21 protein-coding genes are annotated in these 21,033 nt (G+C 53.2%); 5 read left to right on the top strand and 16 right to left on the bottom strand.

The genetic code is table 11. The features are described from left to right. Positions 1-380: 380 nt before the first annotated feature. A complete protein-coding gene (locus tag NI000_RS10085) occupies positions 381-665 on the bottom strand; it encodes a YuiB family protein (protein WP_253410077.1) in 285 nt (94 codons plus the stop codon). 398 nt (positions 666-1,063) lie between these two features. On the opposite strand from NI000_RS10085, the gene hemQ reads away from it, so the two are divergent. Beyond that, positions 1,064-1,810, top strand: coding sequence for a hydrogen peroxide-dependent heme synthase (gene hemQ / locus NI000_RS10080; RefSeq protein WP_253410075.1), 747 nt, complete (start codon positions 1,064-1,066; stop codon positions 1,808-1,810). A gap of 67 nt (positions 1,811-1,877) precedes the next feature. On the opposite strand, the gene NI000_RS10075 is transcribed toward hemQ, so the two are convergent. After that, positions 1,878-2,135 (bottom strand): hypothetical protein, encoded by a 258-nt coding sequence (locus NI000_RS10075; protein WP_054972855.1) that lies wholly within the window; start codon positions 2,133-2,135, stop codon positions 1,878-1,880. Positions 2,136-2,139: 4 nt separating this feature from the next. After that, a complete protein-coding gene (locus NI000_RS10070) occupies positions 2,140-3,330 on the bottom strand; it encodes an NAD(P)/FAD-dependent oxidoreductase (RefSeq protein ID WP_054972854.1) in 1,191 nt (396 codons plus the stop codon). Positions 3,331-3,749: 419 nt separating this feature from the next. On the opposite strand from NI000_RS10070, the gene NI000_RS10065 reads away from it, so the two are divergent. Continuing rightward, positions 3,750-4,736 (top strand): NAD(P)/FAD-dependent oxidoreductase, encoded by a 987-nt coding sequence (locus NI000_RS10065; protein WP_253410073.1) that lies wholly within the window; start codon positions 3,750-3,752, stop codon positions 4,734-4,736. A gap of 99 nt (positions 4,737-4,835) precedes the next feature. Here NI000_RS10065 and NI000_RS10060 read toward each other — a convergent pair whose 3' ends face one another. From NI000_RS10060 to sda, 13 genes are all read right to left on the bottom strand, one after another. Further along, complete coding sequence (locus NI000_RS10060; RefSeq protein WP_253410071.1) at positions 4,836-5,672, bottom strand: carbohydrate ABC transporter permease; 837 nt, start codon at positions 5,670-5,672, stop codon at positions 4,836-4,838. A gap of 14 nt (positions 5,673-5,686) precedes the next feature. Beyond that, complete coding sequence (locus NI000_RS10055; protein WP_253410069.1) at positions 5,687-6,580, bottom strand: carbohydrate ABC transporter permease; 894 nt, start codon at positions 6,578-6,580, stop codon at positions 5,687-5,689. A 69-nt stretch (positions 6,581-6,649) separates the two neighbouring features. Beyond that, the gene (locus NI000_RS10050; protein WP_253410067.1) at positions 6,650-7,816 is read right to left on the bottom strand and encodes an ABC transporter substrate-binding protein; all 1,167 of its coding nucleotides are present in this window, start codon (positions 7,814-7,816) and stop codon (positions 6,650-6,652) included. Between the two features lie 431 nt (positions 7,817-8,247). Then, entirely contained in the window at positions 8,248-9,414 is a 1,167-nt protein-coding gene (locus NI000_RS10045; RefSeq protein ID WP_253410065.1) for a GntR family transcriptional regulator, read from the bottom strand. Positions 9,415-9,578: 164 nt separating this feature from the next. After that, positions 9,579-10,592 carry an ABC transporter substrate-binding protein gene (locus NI000_RS10040; RefSeq protein ID WP_253410064.1) on the bottom strand — a complete coding sequence of 338 codons (1,014 nt, stop codon included), beginning with the start codon at positions 10,590-10,592 and terminating at the stop codon, positions 9,579-9,581. A gap of 27 nt (positions 10,593-10,619) precedes the next feature. Further along, positions 10,620-11,696, bottom strand: a complete 1,077-nt coding sequence (locus NI000_RS10035) for an ABC transporter ATP-binding protein (RefSeq protein WP_253410062.1) — start codon at positions 11,694-11,696, stop codon at positions 10,620-10,622. Positions 11,697-11,708: 12 nt separating this feature from the next. Next, a complete protein-coding gene (locus tag NI000_RS10030; protein ID WP_253410060.1) occupies positions 11,709-13,385 on the bottom strand; it encodes an ABC transporter permease in 1,677 nt (558 codons plus the stop codon). Between the two features lie 337 nt (positions 13,386-13,722). Then, positions 13,723-14,799 (bottom strand): ABC transporter substrate-binding protein, encoded by a 1,077-nt coding sequence (locus tag NI000_RS10025; RefSeq protein ID WP_253410058.1) that lies wholly within the window; start codon positions 14,797-14,799, stop codon positions 13,723-13,725. Between the two features lie 163 nt (positions 14,800-14,962). Beyond that, positions 14,963-16,240 (bottom strand): PTS ascorbate transporter subunit IIC, encoded by a 1,278-nt coding sequence (locus tag NI000_RS10020; protein WP_253410056.1) that lies wholly within the window; start codon positions 16,238-16,240, stop codon positions 14,963-14,965. Further along, complete coding sequence (locus NI000_RS10015; protein ID WP_025850104.1) at positions 16,237-16,560, bottom strand: PTS sugar transporter subunit IIB; 324 nt, start codon at positions 16,558-16,560, stop codon at positions 16,237-16,239. Before NI000_RS10015 ends, NI000_RS10020 begins: the two co-directional genes overlap by 4 nt. Continuing rightward, positions 16,544-18,652, bottom strand: coding sequence for a BglG family transcription antiterminator (locus tag NI000_RS10010; protein ID WP_253410054.1), 2,109 nt, complete (start codon positions 18,650-18,652; stop codon positions 16,544-16,546). The genes NI000_RS10015 and NI000_RS10010 overlap by 17 nt, the downstream gene beginning before the upstream one ends. A gap of 24 nt (positions 18,653-18,676) precedes the next feature. Continuing rightward, positions 18,677-18,940: an HPr family phosphocarrier protein gene (locus NI000_RS10005; RefSeq protein WP_054977515.1), complete on the bottom strand. Its 264-nt coding sequence runs from the start codon at positions 18,938-18,940 to the stop codon at positions 18,677-18,679. Between the two features lie 73 nt (positions 18,941-19,013). Next, positions 19,014-19,169: a sporulation histidine kinase inhibitor Sda gene (gene sda / locus NI000_RS10000; protein ID WP_253410052.1), complete on the bottom strand. Its 156-nt coding sequence runs from the start codon at positions 19,167-19,169 to the stop codon at positions 19,014-19,016. 400 nt (positions 19,170-19,569) lie between these two features. Between sda and NI000_RS09995 the strand changes: the two genes are divergently transcribed. From NI000_RS09995 to NI000_RS09985, 3 genes are all read left to right on the top strand, one after another. Continuing rightward, positions 19,570-19,869 (top strand): DUF4870 domain-containing protein, encoded by a 300-nt coding sequence (locus NI000_RS09995; protein WP_054977517.1) that lies wholly within the window; start codon positions 19,570-19,572, stop codon positions 19,867-19,869. A gap of 59 nt (positions 19,870-19,928) precedes the next feature. Beyond that, positions 19,929-20,327 (top strand): cyclic-phosphate processing receiver domain-containing protein, encoded by a 399-nt coding sequence (locus NI000_RS09990; protein ID WP_253410050.1) that lies wholly within the window; start codon positions 19,929-19,931, stop codon positions 20,325-20,327. 105 nt (positions 20,328-20,432) lie between these two features. After that, complete coding sequence (locus tag NI000_RS09985; protein WP_253410048.1) at positions 20,433-20,978, top strand: hypothetical protein; 546 nt, start codon at positions 20,433-20,435, stop codon at positions 20,976-20,978. Positions 20,979-21,033: the final 55 nt, after the last annotated feature.

The following is a 21,033-nucleotide window of genomic DNA, read 5'->3' as shown; positions in this document are numbered from 1 at the left end:
TCGGTCAAAACTCCATCCGTGATTCAAGTGTTTACCCTCCATTTTATCACACAAATCGACAAAGAGGATAGGAGGAAAAAGCAGGCTTTTGGGGGTTGGAGGTAGTTTTTTCTGAGGGATACGGTGTTGGGGAGCTGCGCTGCGAGTCGTGCTGACTGCCTCCGGCCGCTCTTAAAATCGGATTCTATTAAACTTACCTTGCGGTAAGAATCCGATTTTAAAGGCGGCACGTAGACTCTCCGGCAGTCACACGACTCTTCGCTCCCCCCCCCCCCTGCTCCCACAAAAAAACATAAGCTCTGCCAAACGGCAGAGCCTGCTTTGAAAAAAATAAGAAAAACAAAACCCAAAACAAAAATAAAACCCAAAAACCAAAAAAACTAAAACATTTTAAATCCTTTTTGACGCAAGGATTTGATCGTAGAGCCGCTAAGAATGGCGCCGATCAGGCCGCCGATGGCAGGGACATAATCGGCGATAGAATATTCGGCCAGGTTCGAGGCGAGCGAGCCGGTGCCCCAGCCCCAATAAATGACCAAGCCGATCATAAGCGCTATATATCCGTAAATGGGGAACCAAGTCGTTTTCATAAGCATGTTTAGAATAAAACCGAGCCCGAAAAACAGCACGAACAGCAGCACGGTTACGATGATCAATTGCAGCAAAGCGGACAGCTCCTTTCCATATGCCTATATTGTATAAAAAAACAAAGGCGCGGTAAAGTGAGCCGTTGTGAACGAAATATGAAAAAAATCACAGGCGCGAGCTACAAAAGAGAACAAATAAAACGGTACCAGCCGATCGCCGCGATCCAAAACGGGATGCTGATGAGCGTCCCCATCAAAATGCCTAGCGTTAACCGGTTTGTCATGACGGACGCCTCCTTTAACAGGTACATCGGCATACGGACTCCGAATTGTAATAGCATTATTATGGCAAGCGTTCACAAAAAGTTCGCCCTTTCGTCACGGAGCGGCATTTGCCCTTTGCAGCCGATTTCGCTACAATAAAACAAGCAGCTGGCAGCAGTGCCCATTTTGAAGGAATAAGGGAGTGTCCGTTAATGAGTGAAGTCGTACATCCATTGGATGGCTGGTATAGCTTGCATGATTTCCGCGCAATCGATTGGAACGCCTGGAAAAGCTTGACCGCTCAAGAAAGAGCACGCGCCGAGGACGAGCTGTACACCCTGCTCGGCAAGTATCAGAGCACCGAGGACCAAAAGCAGGGCAGCACCGCCTTTTATTCCATTGTCGGACAAAAAGCCGATTTCGTCTTCATGCATCTGCGTGAGACGTTGGAAGAATTGAACGAGCTGGAAACCGAATTTAACAAAACCATGTTCGCGCAAGTGACGATTCCGACGTACTCTTACGTCTCCGTAGTCGAGCTCGGCGCTTATATGGCCAAGCCTGGAACCGATCCGATGCAGGACCCGGATGTGGTTGGGCGCCTGAAGCCGATTCTGCCGAAAGCGGGACATATCTGCTTCTATCCGATGAACAAGAAGCGCGAGGGCAACGACAACTGGTACATGCTTCCTGCCGAAGACCGCCGCAACTTTATGCGCGGACACGGAATGATCGGCCGTAACTATGCCGGCAAAGTGAAACAAATTATCGGCGGCTCCATCGGTCTGGACGATTGGGAATGGGGCGTTACGCTGTTCGCGGACGATGCGCTGCAATTCAAGAGAATCGTTCATGAAATGCGCTTTGACGAAACGAGCGCCCGGTTCGGGGAGTTCGGCGATTTCTATGTCGGCAACTTGCTGAATCAAGAGAAAATGGCTTCGATGCTGAAGCTGTAACGGGCCAACCCGCCCAAAAAACCCTTGCTGGCATTCGCCGAAACGAAAGCTGCAAGGGTTTGCTTGTTTATTCGTCGTCTTCATCCAAGAGCTCCAGCTCTTTGCGCCGCAAGTACTCTTCCGTGTCCCGATCGCGCTGCCGCGATTTTTCCTTCAGCCGCTCAATGGCCGGAAGAATAAGGATGTCGATTTCTTTCTGCACGATATACGACAGGTCGTAACGGTTCTGCGATTCGAGGTAATGACCTACATCGAGAAGGGCGTTGTATCGGTCAAGCTCCTCCCGAGTAAGCAGCCCCCGAACCTGAATGCTGCAGTTGCGCATCGGTCTAGAAGCGGCCTTTCTTCAGCATGAGCGGAATACCGCCGATGATGTACAAGTAGCGCAGATCGATAAGCTTCTTCATCACGGCTGCGGTACCGCCCTTGATTTTCTTGGAGCCGACGATTCCGATCGCTTCGCCGCGTCCGAGAGAGGCTACGGTACCTTTCGGTTTATACTCGAACTTCTTCAGTTCGGAGCCGCGGATTTGCGCTACCAGATTGTGCGCGCACACATCGGCTTGCTGCATTGAGATTTGCGCCGTTGGCGGATAAGGACGACCTTCCGGGCTCATCACGATCGAGCAATCGCCGAGCACGTATACGTTGTCGTGCCCTGGAGCGTGCAGCGTATCGTCGACCTTGATGCGGCCGCGCATCGTCTCGAAGCCGGCTTCCTCCAGCATATGGTTGCCGCGAATGCCGCCTGTCCAGATGACGGTAGCGGATTTGATTTCTTCGCCGGTTGCAAGCACGACGCCGTCCGGGGTGCATTCTTTGATCGCGGTGGCGATTTTGAACGTAACGCCTTTGTTTTTCAATACGTTCATCGCGTACTCGACAAGCTCGGGGTCAAAGCCCGGAAGTGCCGTCGGAGCCGCTTCGATGTTATATATTTTTACGAGGGATGGGTCCACATCGAATTCTTTGCACAGGTCCGGAATCCGGTCGGCCAATTCACCGACAAACTCGATCCCGGTGAAGCCGGCGCCGCCGACAACGAAGGTCAGATAGTCCGTACGGGAAGGCTCGCGCTTGAATTTCGCGAATTGGTACTCCACGTGCTCGCGAATGAACCGAACGCTGTTGATGGAGCGAATATTCATCGCATATTCTTTCAGCCCCGGAATGCCGAACGTTTCCGGTTCGCCGCCCAGGCCGATGACCAAGTAATCGTAAGAGAGCGTGCCCTCTTCCAGAATGACTTTTTTCTCTTGCGGCCGAATTTGAACGACGGTCGATTTCACGAAATCGATCTTGAACTCGTCGATCAGCTTCAGTATGTTCACGCGTGCATTTTCGGGATTATCCGTCCCTGCAGCAGGCATATGCAGATGGGTCGTAATATAATGATAGTCGTGTTTGTTTACGAGCGTGACGTCTGCTTCATTATAATTCAGCTCTTTTTGCAACCGAATAGCCGTTACGATCCCGCCGTAGCCTGCGCCTAAAATGACTATTCTTGGAATTCGACTCATGGTTCTATCCCTTCCATCACATATTTTTCTATATAGTATATGAGTTTGAAAACTGTTTGTGAAAAATTACACAAGCGACGCCGAAAAATGGTTTTTCTTCCTACATGGTTCCCTTCGGCGTTTGAAAATATAAGCAAATGATGTGTATTTATACCAACAGTTTTAACCAATTCAAATGCAATAATATAATGATACGAGGCAAATAGCAAGTTTTATTTTGGTTAAAAACCTAGGAAAATCGCCAGACTAACGATGGTATCTCTCGATTCCTTGGGCTGCTGCCTTTTGCCATATAAAAACTTTATCAGGCTAATTAATTATATTACTCATTGAAAAGTCTAATTTATATTTTCAATGCCGTAGCCGTACGATTATAATTAGAATGGACCTTACTATGTTTCGGAGGTGTTTGACCCACCATGAGCAGCGAAATCGTCGACATTATTATCGTGGGCGGCGGCCCGGCAGGGATGTTTGCGGCGTTTTACGGAGGAATGCGCCAAGCTTCCGTTAAATTGATTGAAAGCATGCCACAACTGGGCGGTCAGCTCGCAGCGCTTTATCCGGAGAAATACATCTATGACGTAGCCGGCTTTCCGAAGGTAACAGCGCAAGAGCTTGTTAATAATTTGGAAGCGCAAATGAAGCATTTCCCGATCTCCATCTGCCTGGAAGAAAAGGTATTGAAAGTGGAGAAAAAAGACGAGCGCCTGTTCGAAGTGACGACGGACAAAGGCGTGCATCAATCTAAAGCGGTTATCATTACCGGCGGCGTCGGCGCGTTCGAACCGAGAAAGCTCGAACTCCCGGAAGCCGCGCAGTACGAGAAGAAAAACTTGCATTACTTCGTCAGCGACCTTAACCGCTTCGCAGGTCAAAAGGTACTGATCAGCGGCGGAGGCGATTCCGCGGTAGACTGGGCTCTAATGCTGGAACCGGTCGCGGAGAAAGTAACGCTGATTCACCGCCGCGACAAATTCCGTGCGCATGAGCACAGCGTCGAGAATCTGATGAAGTCCAAGGTGGAAGTCATCACTCCGACGGAAATCAAGAAGCTCGAAGGCCGCGACCAAATCGAGAAAGTCGTACTTGCCGACTGCAAAACGGGCGAAGAGCGCGTCATTGATGTCGATGCCGTGATCATCAACTTCGGCTTCGTCTCCTCCCTCGGTCCGATTGCCGAATGGGGATTAAACATCGACAACGGCTCCATCGTCGTCGACTCGCGGATGGAAACCAGCATTCCGGGCATTTTTGCTGCGGGCGACATTACGACATACCCCGGCAAGCTGAAGCTCATTGCCGTCGGTTTCGGCGAAGCGCCAACCGCCATCAACAACGCGAAGGTGTACATCGATCCGACAGCCAAGCTGTCCCCAGGCCACAGCAGCAACATGAAACTGTAAAAATGCTTTCATCTATATAGGCTTTAGCCAAAAAGATCGCTCCGTTCCCAACGAGAGCGATCTTTTTATTATTAACCAGCAGCATTCTCATTGAATCAGCTACCCCTTAATACCGGAAAACGTAATTCCCTGAATAAATTTTTTCTGGGTGAAGAAGAACAGAATAACGACGGGAATCGTCATCATCGTAGCTACCGCCATCATGAGCCCCCACTCCGAGCCCTTCTGATTCTGAAACTGCTGAAGCCCGAGCGACATCGTATACGAAGCTTCGTTCGTCAAGTAAAGCAAGGGACCGATAAAATCCGTCCAGCTGTTCATAAATTGAAACAACGCAACCGACAAAACGGCAGGCTTGGCTAACGGAAGGATCACCTTCCAATAAATCGTGAATTCGTGCGCCCCGTCGATTCTGGCTGCATCGAGCAATTCATCCGGAAGCCCCAGGAAAAACTGTCTGAGCAAAAAAATAAAAAACGGAGCGCCGAAAAACAGCGGTACGATTAAAGGCAGCGGCGTGCCGACCCAGCCCAGTTTGTTGAACAACACGAATAACGGAATCATCGTGACCTGACCGGGAATCATCATTACCGCTACCGTCAGGGCGAACAGCGCTTTTTTGCCGTTCCATCTCAGTTTGGCAAAGCTGTAGGCGATGAGCGGGCACGACAGAACGGCCCCGGCCGTGCTAAGAACGGTAATGACGACCGTGTTCTTGAGATAGGTGAAGAACGGGATGTACTCTACGGCGTCCGAGTAATTTTTCCACGTGAACGGCTTCGGAATCCATTCCGGAGGCCAGGTGAAAATTTGCGTAGACGGCTTGAGTGAGGTGGAGACAAGCCATATAAACGGCGTAATAAAAAAGACGGAAGCCAGAAGCAAAAATACATGGGCCGATACGTTCGCCAGCTTGCTCTTCGATTTTTGGTTCACCGTGGATCGCCCCCTCATTTCCCCTGATAATGAACCCACCGCTTGGAGGTCGCAAATAAGATTCCGGTCAGCAGCATAATCGCCAAAAACAGGAGCCACGCCATCGCCGAAGCATAGCCCATTTTGAAATATTTGAACCCGTTATCATATAAGTGCATGACGTAAAACATGAGGGAATGGGCCGGCGTTCCCTGCCCTTTGGTGAGCGTATACGGCAAAGTAAATTGTTGAAACGCCCCGATGACGCCCATGACCAGATTGAAGAAAATAACCGGCGTCAGGAGCGGAAGCGTTACGCTTCGAACCTTCTGCAGCCAGCTCGCCCCGTCCACTTCTGCCGCGTCGTAATAGTCCTGCGAAATATCCTGCAAGCCGGCCAAATAGATGACCACGGTCTGACCGATTCCCCATAAAGACATCAGAATGAGGGACGGCTTGGACCAAAATTCGCTTCCCAGCCAGGCGGGACCGGCGATCCCCAGCTTATCCAGCATGCCGTTCACCAAGCCGAAATGGGGATTCAGCAGCCACATCCACAAGACGGCCAGAGCGACTTGGGGAACCAGCGTCGGCAAAAAATAGAGCGTCCGGTAAATCGCCATCCCTTTCACCTTCATGTTCAAAAACAAGGCGAGCAGAACGCCGGACACAATGCTGAGCGGAACAAAAAACACGGCGAAGTACACGGTATTAAAGACTGCCGCCCAAAATACCTTGTCCTGCATCAGCTCGCGGTAATTGTTAAGACCGATGAACTCCCCCGGCTCCAAAATGCTGTAGGTGGTAAAGCTGAAGTAGATGGAAGCAGCCAGCGGGAGAAGGAAAAAGATCAACAGGCCGATCAGCCAGGGCGAAGCAAACAACCAACCGTACAGCCTTTCGCCGGCTTCCACACTTTGTCTTTTCATCGCCGAACCTCCTGTGGCAGGAGCGGTAGAGAAGCCGGAAGGCGGCTCTCCTACCGTATCCTCTCCAACCTATTTATGTAATTCGGAGTTCACTTTTTGGGAAACTTCCTGCAAAATGTCTTTCGGCGTCCCTTTATCATGAATCGCGCTGTCTCTGGCTCTGGATAATTCGTTCCACAATAAGGAGCCTGCGGAAATGACCGGCCGGTTATGGGATTGCGGAAGAATCTCCGCGAATTTCTTCGTCGCCGGATCTTTAATCCCTTCGTTGACCGATTGGATAGTCGCCAGATTGCCGGTCGTCTCGCTGAATATTTTTTGCCCGTCCTTCCCTGCCGCGAATTTAATGAATTTCCAGGCGACGTCCGCATTTTTTGCGCCTTTGGGGATGATATAGCTGAATCCGCCGGACCAACTCGTAAACTTGTCGCCTGTTGGCGTAGGAATCGGGGTGACGCCGTAATTTAAATCCGGCTTGTATTTTTTGATTCCGGCGATGCGCCACGGACCGCTGACGGTCATGCTAAGCTGGCCGGTGAGGAAGGGGTTATCCGCTCCCGAGCCCGCCGAATCGGTAAAGGCGGCGACATCTTCAATGTTGTATTTCTTGGCGTAGTCGCGCATCCATTCGAGCGCTTTGACCACATTCGGGTGATCTGCCGTTACTTTGTCGGCCGATTTGTCATAGAAATCGCCGCCGAAAGCCCAGCCCCACGTATAAATCCAGCCCTGATCGTACCAGGGGATAAATCCGATCCGCTCGAACCGCTTGCCTGTCTTCTTGGTCAGCTTCTCCGCCGCGGCTTCAAGCTCGGCGATCGTCTTCGGAGGATGTTCCGGGTCCAGCCCGACCTCCTTGAATTGATCCTTGTTATAATATAAAAGCCGGGAGTCCGTATCGTTCGGAAGCCCGTACAGCTTTCCTTTGTACGTCGCTTCGGCCATCGCAAATTCATAGTAGTCGGAGGCGTTGATTTGGTCGGCCTTCGCTTTATCGGTCAGATCGGTCAACGATCCGCGCGCTGCCCAGGAGCCGATTTCGAACCGGTCGAAATAAGCTGCATCGGGAGGATTTCCGCCCGCGATGGCGGCCAGAAGCTTCTCGTTCTGGCCTTCGCCCTGCTGAGCGATATAGGTCATATCAACCTGAATATCGGGATTTTGCTCGTGGAACGCTTTTACGATTTTCTCAAGCGCCTCTTTCTCCGTATCCGTGTTGCCATGCCAAAAGGTCACCTTTGTTTTTTTGGCACCGGTTCCGTTTGCGGAATTCCCGCTGCCCGACGAACATCCGATTAAAACAGTCGAAAGTGCTATCAACGATGCGAACGATACTATTAAGCATTTGTTCATAGGTTTCACCGGATTGCCTCCCCATTTTGTTAATCGGCTGCATAACCTGTAAAGGCTTTCATAACGAACGATACCTTCTTTCTGTTTCGAGCTCCCCCTTTGCTAAAAAAATAAAAACACATTGATATACCAACTTTAATATATCAACATGCTAATTATATTAACATCATCTTATATTTGTGTCAATTCAGTGATTTTCATGAAAAAATAATAGAAATTAGCTTGTTTTGCCGATTTTTGTTATAAAAAACGATCTTTACCGATATTTTTTCATAAAAAAAATATGGTATACCAATATACCATATCATAGATCGCTATTCATTTTCATATCGGGTCTCGTGTGATTTGACCTTCAGCTTAAAGCCGACAGGGTTCAACAGCGGGACTTCCCGGCGTTCCAATTGCGCTATCAGCAGCTCCGCCGCCTTTTGTCCGATTTCCCATTCGTCTTGAAGAATGTGGGTTAAAGGAAAGTAACCATGGCGGGAATATATCATATCGAAGCATACGACTTCGCAGTCGTGATGTCTGCCGAGCTGGCGAAGCACATGGGAAAGGAGAATCGCATTGTCGTATTCGCAAGCGAATATGGCCGTAATCGAAGGATTCTGATCCAAGAAAGCTTTCAGCGGTCCGGTATCCCATTCCATGGGATCGGCCGCGTCGTATGCCATTGTGTTTAGGGCAGGCATGTCCGTGAATATGGAGTTTACCCCGATCGCCATCCCCCGCTTCAAAAATGCGCTCGTGAAGCCTTGAATCCGCTCCTCGATCGACGACGTATTTTCGGCGGGAGCCGAAACGAAAACGATCTGCTCATGCCCTTGATCGAGCAAATAGTCCGTCAGCACGCTTGCCGCTTGCTTATGATCGGTATATACGGAGCAAGCCGGAATCCCGGGGAGATATTTATCGATTAGCACGAGGGGAAACTTTCTATAAACCAGTTTCAACAGTTCCTCGTTGTAATGCTCTCCGTTGACGGGAGATACGATGAGACCGTCTACGCCGTAGTCGAGCAGCGAACGGATGAATTGCTCCTCCAGCTCCTTTTTGCCGTACGTGCACTTGACGATTAGATGATAATTCCGCGCGGAAAGCGTCTTTTCCACCGTCCGAAAAATGTTGAGGCCGAAGGAAGCGGAAAAATACGAAGCAATGATGCCGATCGTTACTTGTTCCGTTGTGTCGCCGGAAGGGCCGCTATGATGGAAGGACTCTTCCTTACCCTCGGGGTGGCCGATGTCATGGAAGCGCGTGATGTCAAAATGCTCCGAAACATAGGACCCCTTGCCGCGAATTCTGGTGACGACGCCGTACTGTGCGAGTTTCTCCAGCGCTTTTTTTGACGTGATTCGGCTGACTCCGAATTGATCCGCCAATTCTTTTTCCGACGGGACTCTTTCTTTCGGTTTAAGTTGCCCGAGTTCGATTCTTTTTAACAGATGCTGGATTATTTTCTCGTAGATCGGAGTCCCCATCGTTTCATCCCTCTTGCTTGTTATGTTAACATACCAATAAAAGTGTAACATAGCGCATTCTTACAGGCAAATAGGAAATTGCGTACGAGGAAAAAGAAAAACCTGGCCTTATGCAAGCCAGATTCTGGTTGTATAATAGAACGGTCCACTATCGGCTGAATATATCATCGCCCGCCCTGCACTTCCTTTACCCACCGCTCGATCAGCCGGCTGCGGTTGGCTCCCGCCCAAGTCTGATCGTACGGCACGACGCGCAGCGCGTCCAAAGAGACCGCATCCTCGGGAGACACCGCTTCCCGATTCGTCAGCCACTGGTAATTGCCTACCTGCTTGCCGAGCTCCTGCGCCTGCTTCGTCAGCGCCCAGTCGATAAAGGTCTGCGCTTCCTTCTCATTCGGACCGCCCCGGACCATGCCCATCGCGCCGATTTCGTATCCGGTGCCTTCGCCCGGGTAATGGATCAGCAAATCGCGAAAGCCTTCCTTGTAAAATTTGACGGCATCGTGCGCAAACATGATGGCCGTTCCCGCCTCGCCCATCCCGACGCTGCGCCCGGGCGTGCTCCCGCTCGTCGTATAGCTGCGGACCTGTCCTTGCAGCTTCTTCAAGTAGTCGAACGCTTTCTCTTCGCCCCACAATTGTACGAGCGTGGCCAATATCGTATAAGCCGTACCCGAGGATCTCGGATCGGCCATGACGATCATCCCTTTGTACTTCGGATTGAGCAGATCTTCCCAAGTTTGCGGCACCGACAACCCGACATCCTGCAGCCATTTGCGGTTGGAAACCAAGGCCAGAGCACCGACATAAACGCCGATCCAATAGTTGTCGGGGTCTTTGTATTTCTCGTCGATCCACTTGGCATTCGGCGACAAATAAGGAGCCAGCAGCCCCTCCGCTTTGGCCTGAACGAACGTATCCGCGGGACCGCCGTACCAGACGCTCGCTTTCGGGGCGCTTCGCTCCGCGCGTATGCGCGCCAGGATTTCCCCGCCCGACATCCGGACGTAGGAGGTTTTAATGCCCGTTTCCTTCTGGAACGCTTCCACGACTTTAATCGCGTGGTCTTCGTACAACCCTGCATAAATGGTTAACGTTCCTTTACGCTCGGAAGCGCAGGAGGTCAGCACGGCAGCGCAAAGGATAAGGATTAACGCTCCCTGCCATCTCTTGTTCATGCCTGCTGCCCCCTTGCTGTCTGTAGATTAGGCCGGAACGACTTGAATCGAATGCTCGGGAAATTCGAGCGTCACATGCTCCCCGGTAGGGAAAACCGAGCCTGCGACCGGATTATGCTGGGTGACCTGAAATGTTTTGCCGCCGAAATCGATCTCGTATTCCTGCGTTTGTCCCATGAAGACACTTTTCGTAATGACCGCGTTGTTGCTCGCCGTCTTCAAGACGACGACGGATTCCGGCCGGATGACCATAGCTACCTGCTGTCCCGCCGTCACTTCCGCATGGTTCGCTGCTACCATTATACCCATTGGCGTATCGATCTCCAAGCGGTCATCAACGACCCGCGCCACCTTGCCTTCGACGAAGTTGGCCGAGCCGATAAAGTCGGCGACGAATTTCGTCTTCGGTCTTTGGTAAATTTCCTGCGGCGTGCCGATCTGCTCGATCCGCCCTTTGTTCATGACGATGACGACGTCGCTCATGTACATCGCTTCGCTCTGATCGTGCGTGACATAGACCGCGGTGATGCCGAGCGTCCGCTGAATGCGGCGGATTTCGTCGCGCATGACGATGCGCAGCTTGGCGTCGAGATTGGACAGCGGCTCGTCGAACAGCAGCACGCTCGGCTCCATCACGAGCGCCCGGGCCAGCGCAACGCGCTGCTGCTGGCCGCCGGACATCTGGGAAGGCATGCGGTCCTTATATTCGTTCAGGTTCATGATTTCGAGCACGCGCGACACTTTTTCGCGAATGACGGCTTGATCGAATTTTTTGATTTTAAGCCCGTAGGCGACATTGTCCCAAACGTTCAAGTGCGGGAACAAAGCGTAAGATTGAAACACCATCGTGCAATCCCGCTTATTCGGCGGAATCTCGTTTACCGGCTGGTCCCCGAACAAAATTTCACCGGAGGTAATATCTTCGAAGCCCGCAATCATGCGCAGCGTCGTCGTTTTGCCGCAGCCGGACGGACCGAGCAGCGTGGCGAACTGCCCCTCTTCGATGACCAGATTGACATCGGATACCGCATTCGACGACTGCTTGGTGCCCAAGCCCGCATAAGCTTTCGTAACCTGTTTGAGCGTGACCGATTTGGCTGCCAAGTCTTTCTCCCCCTACATTAACGTTTTTTCTTTGCTGCCGCCGACGAAGCGAAGCAGCAGGTTAAGCAGCAGCAAGGCTGCGATCATGATCGCGATCAGAATCGTGCAGTACGCGCTGGCGACGCCGATCCGCCCGGATTCCACCTGCGTGAGGATGGAAGCCGTGATCAGGTTGTATTTGGCCGAGATGAGGAATATGACGGCGCTCATCGCGGTCATGCTTTTGACGAACCCGTATACAAGGCCGCTGTAAAACGCCGGCTTGATGAGCGGCAGGACGACGGTGAAAAAGTTGCGCGCCTGCCCGGCCCCCAAATTCGTCGCCGCCTCTTCGATCGACGGATCGATCTGCTGCAAGGATGCGATCCCGGACCGGATGCCGACCGGAATGGCCCGCACGACGAACGCGACGATAATGATCATCGCCGTACCCGTGAGCGCAAGCGGAGCCTGGTTGAATGCCAGAATGTACGAAATCCCGATGACCGTCCCCGGAATGGCGATGGACAGCATGCTGACCGATTCGAGCGCTTTTTTCCCGATGAACTGCTTGCGGACGACCAGGAAGGCGATAATCATGCCGAGCAAGCCGGCAATCGGCGTCGCGATGATCGACAGCAGCAGCGTATCCTTCATCGATTTTTGTCCGAGCGAGAACACGTACTTGTAATGATCCCAGGTGAAGCTGTTGTTAATACCCCACAGCTTGATGAACGAGCCGATCGGCACGAGCAAATAGAACGCAATGACGATAACCGACAGCAGCATGCACAGCACGAACAGCGCCTGTCTTGTTACCCCTTTCTCGATCAGACGGCGGCCGTGGGCAGGTTTGCCCGTAACGGTGACGTAGCTTTTTTTGCCGATCCAAAATTTTTGCAGCGCGTAGATCAGGAACGTGATGCTCATCAGCACCATCGCCAGCGCCGCGCCGGCTTGAATGTCATAGCTGCCGACCGCCTGCAGGTAAATTTCGCGGGCGACGGTCGTATAGTTGCCGCCGAGCGTCATCGGATTGCCGAAATCGGCCAGCGACTGAACGAACACGAGCAGAAACGCATTCGCAATCCCCGGCATCGTCAGCGGCAGCGTCACGTTCAGGAACGTGCGCAGCCGCCCCGCGCCCATGTTCATGCTCGCTTCTTCCAGCGACGGGCTGATCGAGCGCAGCAAGCCGGCCAGCACGAGGAAAGCGACCGGGAAGTACGTCAGCGTTTGGACGAGCACCAGGCCTTTGAAGCCGTAAATGTTGGCGTTTTCCAAACCGAGCAAATGCTTGGAAACGAAGCCCTGCTTGCCGAACAGCAAAATCGCGGAAAGCGAGATGACGAACGGCGGGGAGATAACGGGCAATATTGCGACAGCGTTAAACAGCTTTTTGAATGGAACCTTCACGTACGCAAACGTATAAGCGAACATGTAGGCGATGGCCGTCGACAGAATGGATACGATGACAGCCAAGAGCAAGGAGTTTTTCAATGCCTCGAACAGCTGTCCGCCCGACAAAACGCCCACATACGCGCTGAGCGAAACCGATCCGTCCGGACTGATAAAGCTGCTTTTTAAGATTTGATACAGCGGATAGACGATAAATATCGCCAGACACGCCATGACGAGCAGGATGCAGAGCAGAAGCAGCGGTTCCCGCGTCAGTCTGCGGAGCTCGCTTGCGGTACGGTTCCATGACATGGGCCACAGGCTCCTTTCTTGGGTGGGCCGGGACGGTCCTTGGATTTGGGGTGGGGAAACCTGCTTCGCGTAGAGATTCTCTGAGTTGAAGCGGTGGAGTATATCCCTCCGGCCGCTCCTCCTCCCCAGAAAGTGAAGTAAACCTTCGAAGCGGATTCCGATTACTTTCCGGGGACCCCATATTCCGTGAAATTCTGATTAGATTTTCATGGTATTTTCACGGATTTCAAAGGCGGACGTAAACTCCTCCGGGATATACTCCACCTAACTTTCCAGAGAATTCTTCAAAGCTCACAGGCTTCCCGTGCCCGAGAAATACAAGGACCGTCCCGGAGTATTATTTCTTCACTTCGCTGTTCCACTTGTCGAGCAGGCGCTTGCGCTCTTTGCCTGCTTCCGAAGGATCGTATTGGATCGGGTTGATGTCGGACAGCTTGATCGCCTTCTTCGGCTCTTTCGCATCCGGGTTTGTCAAGTTCTGGTAGCTGCCTGTGCGCTGCCCGACCTCCTGCGCGCTTGCGCCGAGCGACCAGTCGATGAATTTTTGCGCCAGCTCCTGGTTTTTCGTATTTTTGATGACTGCGACGGCGCCGGTTTCATAGCCTGTCCCATCTTTAGGGATCGTCAGCTCCAGCGTGTCGAAGCCTTCCTCTTGATACTTGATGATGTCGTGCGCGAACAGCAAGCCTACGGCCGCTTCGCCCATCCCGACCATGCGCCCCGGGGCGGAACCGCTGGTCGTGTACTGCTGAATTTGCGGGTGCAGCTTTTTCAGGTAATCGAACCCTTTATCTTCCGCGCCTTTCACTTTCAGTACGGTGTAGAGAGCGGTGTAGGCCGTGCCGGACGAAGCCGGGTTCGCCATGACGATTTGACCCTTATACGCAGGGTTGAGCAAATCTTCCCACGTTTGCGGCGCTTGCAGGTTATGATCCTTCAGAAACTTCTTGTTCGACGCAAAGCCGAGGAAACCGACATAAATCCCGGTCCAGTGACCATTCGGGTCTTTATATTTGGCGTCCACTTTCTCGGCAGCCGGCGATTTGTAAGGCGCGAGCAGTCCTTCGTTCATTGCGGCGACGAACGTATCCGCCGGGCCGCCGTACCAGATATCCGCCTGCGGGTTGTCTTTCTCTGCGCGGATTTTGGCGAGAATCTCGCCCCCGGACATGCGGACCATGTCGGCTTGAATCCCGGTGTCCTTCGTGAACTGCTTCATCGCCTCGACGGCATGGTCTTCCTGGAATCCGACGTATACGGTCAGCTTGCCTTTCGACTTGTCCGTTTTAGCTGCATCTCCGGCTGCCGGAGCAGCTGCGGATCCGCCGGAGGCAGGCTTGTCGGCGCTGCCGCAGCCGGCAGCTACAGATGCGGTCAAGATTACGGCGAGCGTAGCAGATAGTGCTTTTTTCATCTTTGTAACGACTCCCTTCGGTTGTTTGGATAGCTTTATCATAAGTGAAGCGTTTCCAACCGGGAAGTTTAAGTCTTTGCCACATCAAACGGCAAAAAATAAAACCTCCGGCCCATGACCACAAGATCATGAACCGGAGGCTCAAGCAGGCAGCGTAACCGTATTAACCGGCCTCTATGCCGAACAAGCGAAGCAGGCCGTTCAAAATCAGCCCGACGACGGCAAAGTCCGTGTCCGCGAACGTCGCCCGGACGAAGCCAAGGTTGGAGAGCAGCGGCAGCAAAAAGACCGGCAGCAGCGTAATGACGAAGCCGTGGCACAGCGCAGCAACGATCAGCCCCCTACGGCCGCCGACCTGATACGCGATGACGCCGGAAGCGCCTCCCGAGAAAAAGTGCGGGATCACGCCGGGGATGATGACCGTGTACTGCAATACCATGAGCGTACCCATCGCGGCAAGCCCTCCGATAAAGCTGAGCAGGAAGCCGAGCGCTGCCGCAATGGGCGCGTACGTGAACAAAACCGGGCAATCCAGCGCCGGAATCGCTCCCGGCACTATTTTTTCGGCAATGCCGTTAAAGGCAGGAATAATCTCGGCCAGCATCATTCGCACGCCCGACAATATAACGAACACGCCGGCCGTGAACCAAATCGCCTGAATAGCCGCGACGACCACGGGATGACGCCCGGAAAACATCTCGGACAGCGCTTCGGCCGGCACGAACAAGCTGGACAAGCCGAACAGCAGCAGGGTAAAGACGGCGATGACAACCATATGATCCTGGAAAAACGGATAAATCCGTTTCAACCCTTCCGGCATCGGCTTCTTTTCCTTCGTCCCGACCATCTGCGCGATCAAGCCCGAAAGGGCATAGCCTACGCTGTTAAAATGCCCGATGGCGAACTCGCTGCCGCCGGTCGCTTGCCGGACGTACCGCTGGCTCACCGCCGGTCCGAACGACATGGCGAGCGCCAAGAACAGCCCGCCCCATCCGTAAATCTGCCACGCCGGAAGATGGGCCGAATCAAGCAAAGCCGCCAGCATCGACGCCATGAAGAGCATGTGATGGCCGGTAAGGAATACGTACTTGAACGGCGTCCAGCGGGCGATAGCCAGATGAAGCGCCATGCCGATCAGCATGATGACCGCGATCTCGCGGCCGTAGTTGATCTGAGCGAGCCCCGCAATCGTCTCGTTGTGCGGCATAATGCCGATCATTTGCAGCCCGCGCTGAACGATGATCGATAGATTGGATAAGGACGAACCGGCGGCCGAAGCCCCGATCTGCAGCAAAATATACCCGAGCATCGTTTTGATCGTGCCGCTGAGCAGTTTTTGCGGAGAGGCTTTCTGCAGCAGCAGCCCGATCAAGGCAATGACCCCGAGCAAAAAGGCCGGTTCGCCGAGCAGCCCTTTATTGATAATTTGCGACCAGTTCATTCCCGCAATCCCTTCTCCCGTTCCCGCCAGGCCAGAAAACGCGGGCTTTCCATCAGCTTGGTCCGCAAATAATTCCGGTCGGTCATATTTTCCAGCGGTATCCATTCGGCTTGCTCCAGCAGCCGGGGAGGCAAAGAATCGGCGATATGGTGAGCGCCGACGATCAAGTCCGCGGCCGGACTTAAGCCGAGCGACGCGACATCCATGTGCTCGATATCGGCGCGGAGCCCCTGCTCCCGAAGCAGCGCTTCGAGATGGATGCGGATCATCAGACTGGTGCCGAGACCGCTTGTGCAAACCACGTTAATTTTCAGCGTCAAGCGTCTCGCCCTCCTTTGCCTTCAAACGATCCCATACGGCAGCCGCATCGTCGGCCCGTCTCAGAAATTCCATGAACGCCGCATCGCCAAACACGTCGAGCAGCGTGGATAACGCGGTCAAATGCGACGTCTTGTCCGCAGCGGCCAGCGTAACGAGCAGCCACACCGGCTGCCCCGACGGTCCGAGCGGTACAGGGTCCGCCAGCGTGACCAAGCCGAATCCTGTGCCCCATACGCCGTCCTGCGGCGACGCGTGCGGAAAGGCAATGCCTTCCCCGATGACAAAATGATGCTTCTGCTCCCCAATCATTTGAAACAGTTTTTCTTCGTACTGAAGTCCGATGATTCCCCGCTCGCGCAGCAGCCTGCTGCCTAGCCGCACCGCCTCTTCCCAGCCTTCGACCGTTTGCCCGGTCAGGATCGAGCCGGCGGGCAGCAGATCGGTCAGCCGCTGCAGCCCTTTGTGGCCGGATACGCCTCCGCCCTGCAGCAGATGGATGAGGTCCTCCAGCAGCCGGTTCCGGTTGCGCACGTCGGCATGCCGCTCGACGATACGGACGATCTCGCCCACCCGCTGCAGCGTATCGGCTTCCATCGGCCGCCCCAGCGGCGATACGCCGAGCAGACGTCCGATGCTGCTCTCGTCCTCGGGGCTCAGCAGCGGCGATACTTTAATCACCTGCACCGGAAGCGGCAGTTGAATCTCGATCGTCGATAACACCGCGTCGATTTGCTCGAACGGCAGCTGCCTGAGCTCCTTGTAAGCGAATCTCCCGGCAATCTCCAGCACGGGGAACATCGACTCCAGCCTCCGTTGAAGAATCGCCGACGAACCGAGGCCGGAGCTGCATACGATCGCTACCCGTTTCCGGACCGCGCTTACGGCATGCGATAGCCCACTGCTTAAATGCAAGGAGATGTAACCGATTTCATCGCGGTCGAAGCAAACCCCCTGCTCCTGCAGCACCCGGTTGACCACCTCTTGCGTCACGTCGAGCAGCGAAGCATATTCCTGCTCCAGCTGCGGCAGCAGCGGATTCGCGCTCTGCAGCCCGAATTTGGCACGGTACATCGCAGGCTTCAAATGGACGGACAGCCCGTGCACCACCTGTTCGGTACGCTGAAGCGGCCGATGCAGCTCCTGCTCCACCTCCATGACGATCCGTTTGGCCAGTTGGACGTAAACGGACTGCTCGGCCTTGGCATCCTGCGCTTTTTGCGCCCCTAGGATGTGCTGGGTAATATAGCCCGCCTCTTCCAAGGGCACCTCAAGCTGAAAATAACGCTCCATTTCCGGCAGCGCAAGCTGTCGGACGACCCGGAACTCCTCCGCTCCGCTCACCTCACCGAACAGCTCCGGGTCCATTTGAATACGGTGGTTGTTTTTCAGCCGCTCGACGGCCATCAGCAGATGAAGCACCAGCGCCGAATACCCCGCGTCCGTAAATTCGACGTTCAGCTTGCGCTCCAGCATCCGCACGATATCGAATAAAAATTGCGCATCCTTGGGCGAGAACCACGGGTTCCACAGGTTCGTTCCCCCCATCCGGTCTTCCCGGTCTCCAAGAACGACCCGAAGAACATTCTCATCCGTAATTTCCAGCCGCAGCAGTTCGAGATAGGCCGATCTTTTTTTCCGTTCGTCCCCCAGCACCCGAATCCATCCGCCCTCTCTGGCGAGCTTCAGGTCTTTACCGCCCAGCAGCCTGGTGACTTCCGTCAAATCGCTCAACAGCGTGCTTTTGCTGATTTTCAGCTCTTCCTGCACCTCGTCCGTACGCAGCTTGGACGATTCCAGCAGCCGCTTGGCAAGCCAACGGGACCGCCGCTCCGCATCGAGATGATCCGGCCGTTCTCTAAGCAGACATTCTAGCTTCTCCCGCCCGTCCTCGTCTACGATAAGCGCAATGCCGTGCTTGCGGTTGCGCTCCATCCCGATGCCATACCCGGCCAGCCAATCTTCGATCTGCAGCAGATCGTGGCGTACCGTCCGCGCCGAAATGCCATACTCCGATTGAAACCGGTCCACAGGCACAAATCCGCGTTGTTCCAATAGTTCCGTCAATATGCTCTGCTGTCTTGCGGATAACATATTTCTGCCTCCGTAGCCGTAAACTTAAGCGGAAAACGATCGCGAGGCCAAGCTAGCGAGAGCGGCAAGCGCCTCTTTCTCGTCAGGCCCGCTAGCGCACACCTCAAGCTCCGCCCCGCCCGGAACGGCAAGAGCCATGAGCCCGAGCGCGCTTTTGCCGTCGACCGTCTTGTCCCGGAACGTCACGGTAATGTGACTTTGAAAGGTCTGCGCGAGACTGACCCACCGCGAAACCGGTCTGGCGTGAAAGCCAAGCGGCACATTGACAGCAATCGTTAATCGCTCCATCGTTTCTCTCCCACACCCGTCATAGTCGGAACTATTATATCATAGATTTTCCCGATAAAAGAAAAAAGCCCGGTCAGCTGACCTGGGCATTACCTTCTTTGTAGAAGTCTAAGTTGATTTGTCTCTTCTTGATCTCGTCTAACAACAATTCGACAAAATCTTCTTCGAGTTTCAAATCGACGGCTTTGAAATAGGAGTCCACTAAAATCTCATTACTGATCAGTTTCATGGGACAACTCACCTTATTCCGTAATGTAAAATTATATTAACATGCGCCCAAAATTAGAACAAGCGTTCCGTTATCCACATGAGATTGTGTATATCTTGTGAGTATTCTGTTAATAAGTGTCGAATACACGCCATTGGCGGGGTGTATAATGTGGACAAAGTTATACACAAGCTGCGTACCGTTTTCGTGATAAAAAAATATGATCGCATTTGGACCAATTCGAACCATTTTAACTAATATTGGGTAATTAAGGTATGCGCATGTTATTTATTGTTTAAACGTCCCCCAGTCGGTTGAAACTATGCAGCGTGGCGATTTGAACCTGAAACCGGCTGCCGTATCCAACGTAAGTAGTCATATCATCGATGGATTTTGATATACGAAGAAGGGAGTATCCCTCATGGATGATCCACGCAAACTGATCGCATCGCTTTGTTATTTCAGCATCTTTTTCGCCGGATTTCTCGTACCGGTTATCGTGTATTTCGTTACCAACGACGGCTGGGTCCGCGAACACGCCAAAAAAGCGCTTCTCTCGCACATCTTGCCGTTCCTCTCGCTGATCTTCTTCCTGATCATCTGGATCGCGACGATTTCGGTCACCTCCACGATTTTCCTGGGCGTGCTCAGCCTGATTCTGTATTTCGTCGTTATGGTCTGGAACGTGATCAAAGGCATTCAAGTTCTGCTGGAACGGTAACAGCCACGCTGTGTGCGGACGCCACTTCGACCAAGTGGCGTTTTTGGCGTTCGCCGGAAATGGCGCGGTACGCTGTGCCGCAGTCCAAGCAATCGGGCCGTGCTGTGCGTATGCTGGAAGTTAAAGAGAGGCGATGGCATATGATGAACGTATACTTGGACGACTTGCGTCCTTGCCCGAAAGGTTTTACGCTGGCGAGGTCGGTCGAGCAGTGTATCGATTTGATGAAGACCGGACCGGTTAACATCTTGTCGCTCGATCACGATCTGGGGCTCGGCAAAGCCAGCGGCTACGATCTGGTCAAATATATGGTCGAGAAAGGCTTGTATGCAAAAGAAATTATTATTCACAGCGCCAACCCGATCGGGCGGCATCTCATGTGGACCTTGCTGCACCAGCATAAGCCAAGCAATGTCAAACTGTCGGTTCGACCGCAGCCGTTGGCGTTTAAGATTTAACCGGCGGATGCGGATATGATACAATGAAGTATCCGTTCGCATGTCCGCCGCCAACTACGGCAGGGACCCGCGGAATAAACCTATGGCTTAGATAGGAGCAGTCACGTGAATGCCAATGTGCTGAATTTTGAAGGAAACTCGCCGAAAGAGGAGGCCAAAGCCAAGCTCGCCGCTAACCCGGATATCATGTTCGAAGAGCTTCAAACGATTGCGATTCGACGGGAGGATGCCGACTTTTGGCTGAAATTTGCTTCCGAATGGGGCGGGGCTTTGTATTTGCTGGACGAAAAAAACTTCAAGCAGTTCGAGCGTGAGGAGATCGACCCGCAGGCGTTTGAATTTGCGCGAAGAACGTATCGGCTCGGCCTGATTACGCTAAGCGCCTTGTATGACAAACTGAAGGCTTGGTCGGATTCGAATCCGCAAGAGGACTACCGGTTGGCGATGAATGTATTGGAATGTTACTTTTTGCCGAGCTATCTGGACGACTACGGCTGCGTGTACGCACCGGGCAAGAAGCAGGGCCAAGCCTACATCGAAGCGATTCGGCAAGCCTTCGGCGAAGACGGCGGCCTCGAGCAGAAAGCGGAAGCCCTGCAAGCGCTGGTGCATGAATATATCGAGCACCTGCATGTTTACGCCAAGCAGTGAGCCGGCCTGTGGCACACCATCATCAACGGCAAAAAAGCGGACGCCTTGTACAGAA

The organism is Paenibacillus tyrphae (genome assembly GCF_024158745.1).
Classification (GTDB): domain Bacteria; phylum Bacillota; class Bacilli; order Paenibacillales; family NBRC-103111; genus Paenibacillus_G; species Paenibacillus_G tyrfis_A.
Note: the sequence above shows the minus strand (reverse complement) of the source record. Positions and strands in the feature narration are given on the sequence as shown.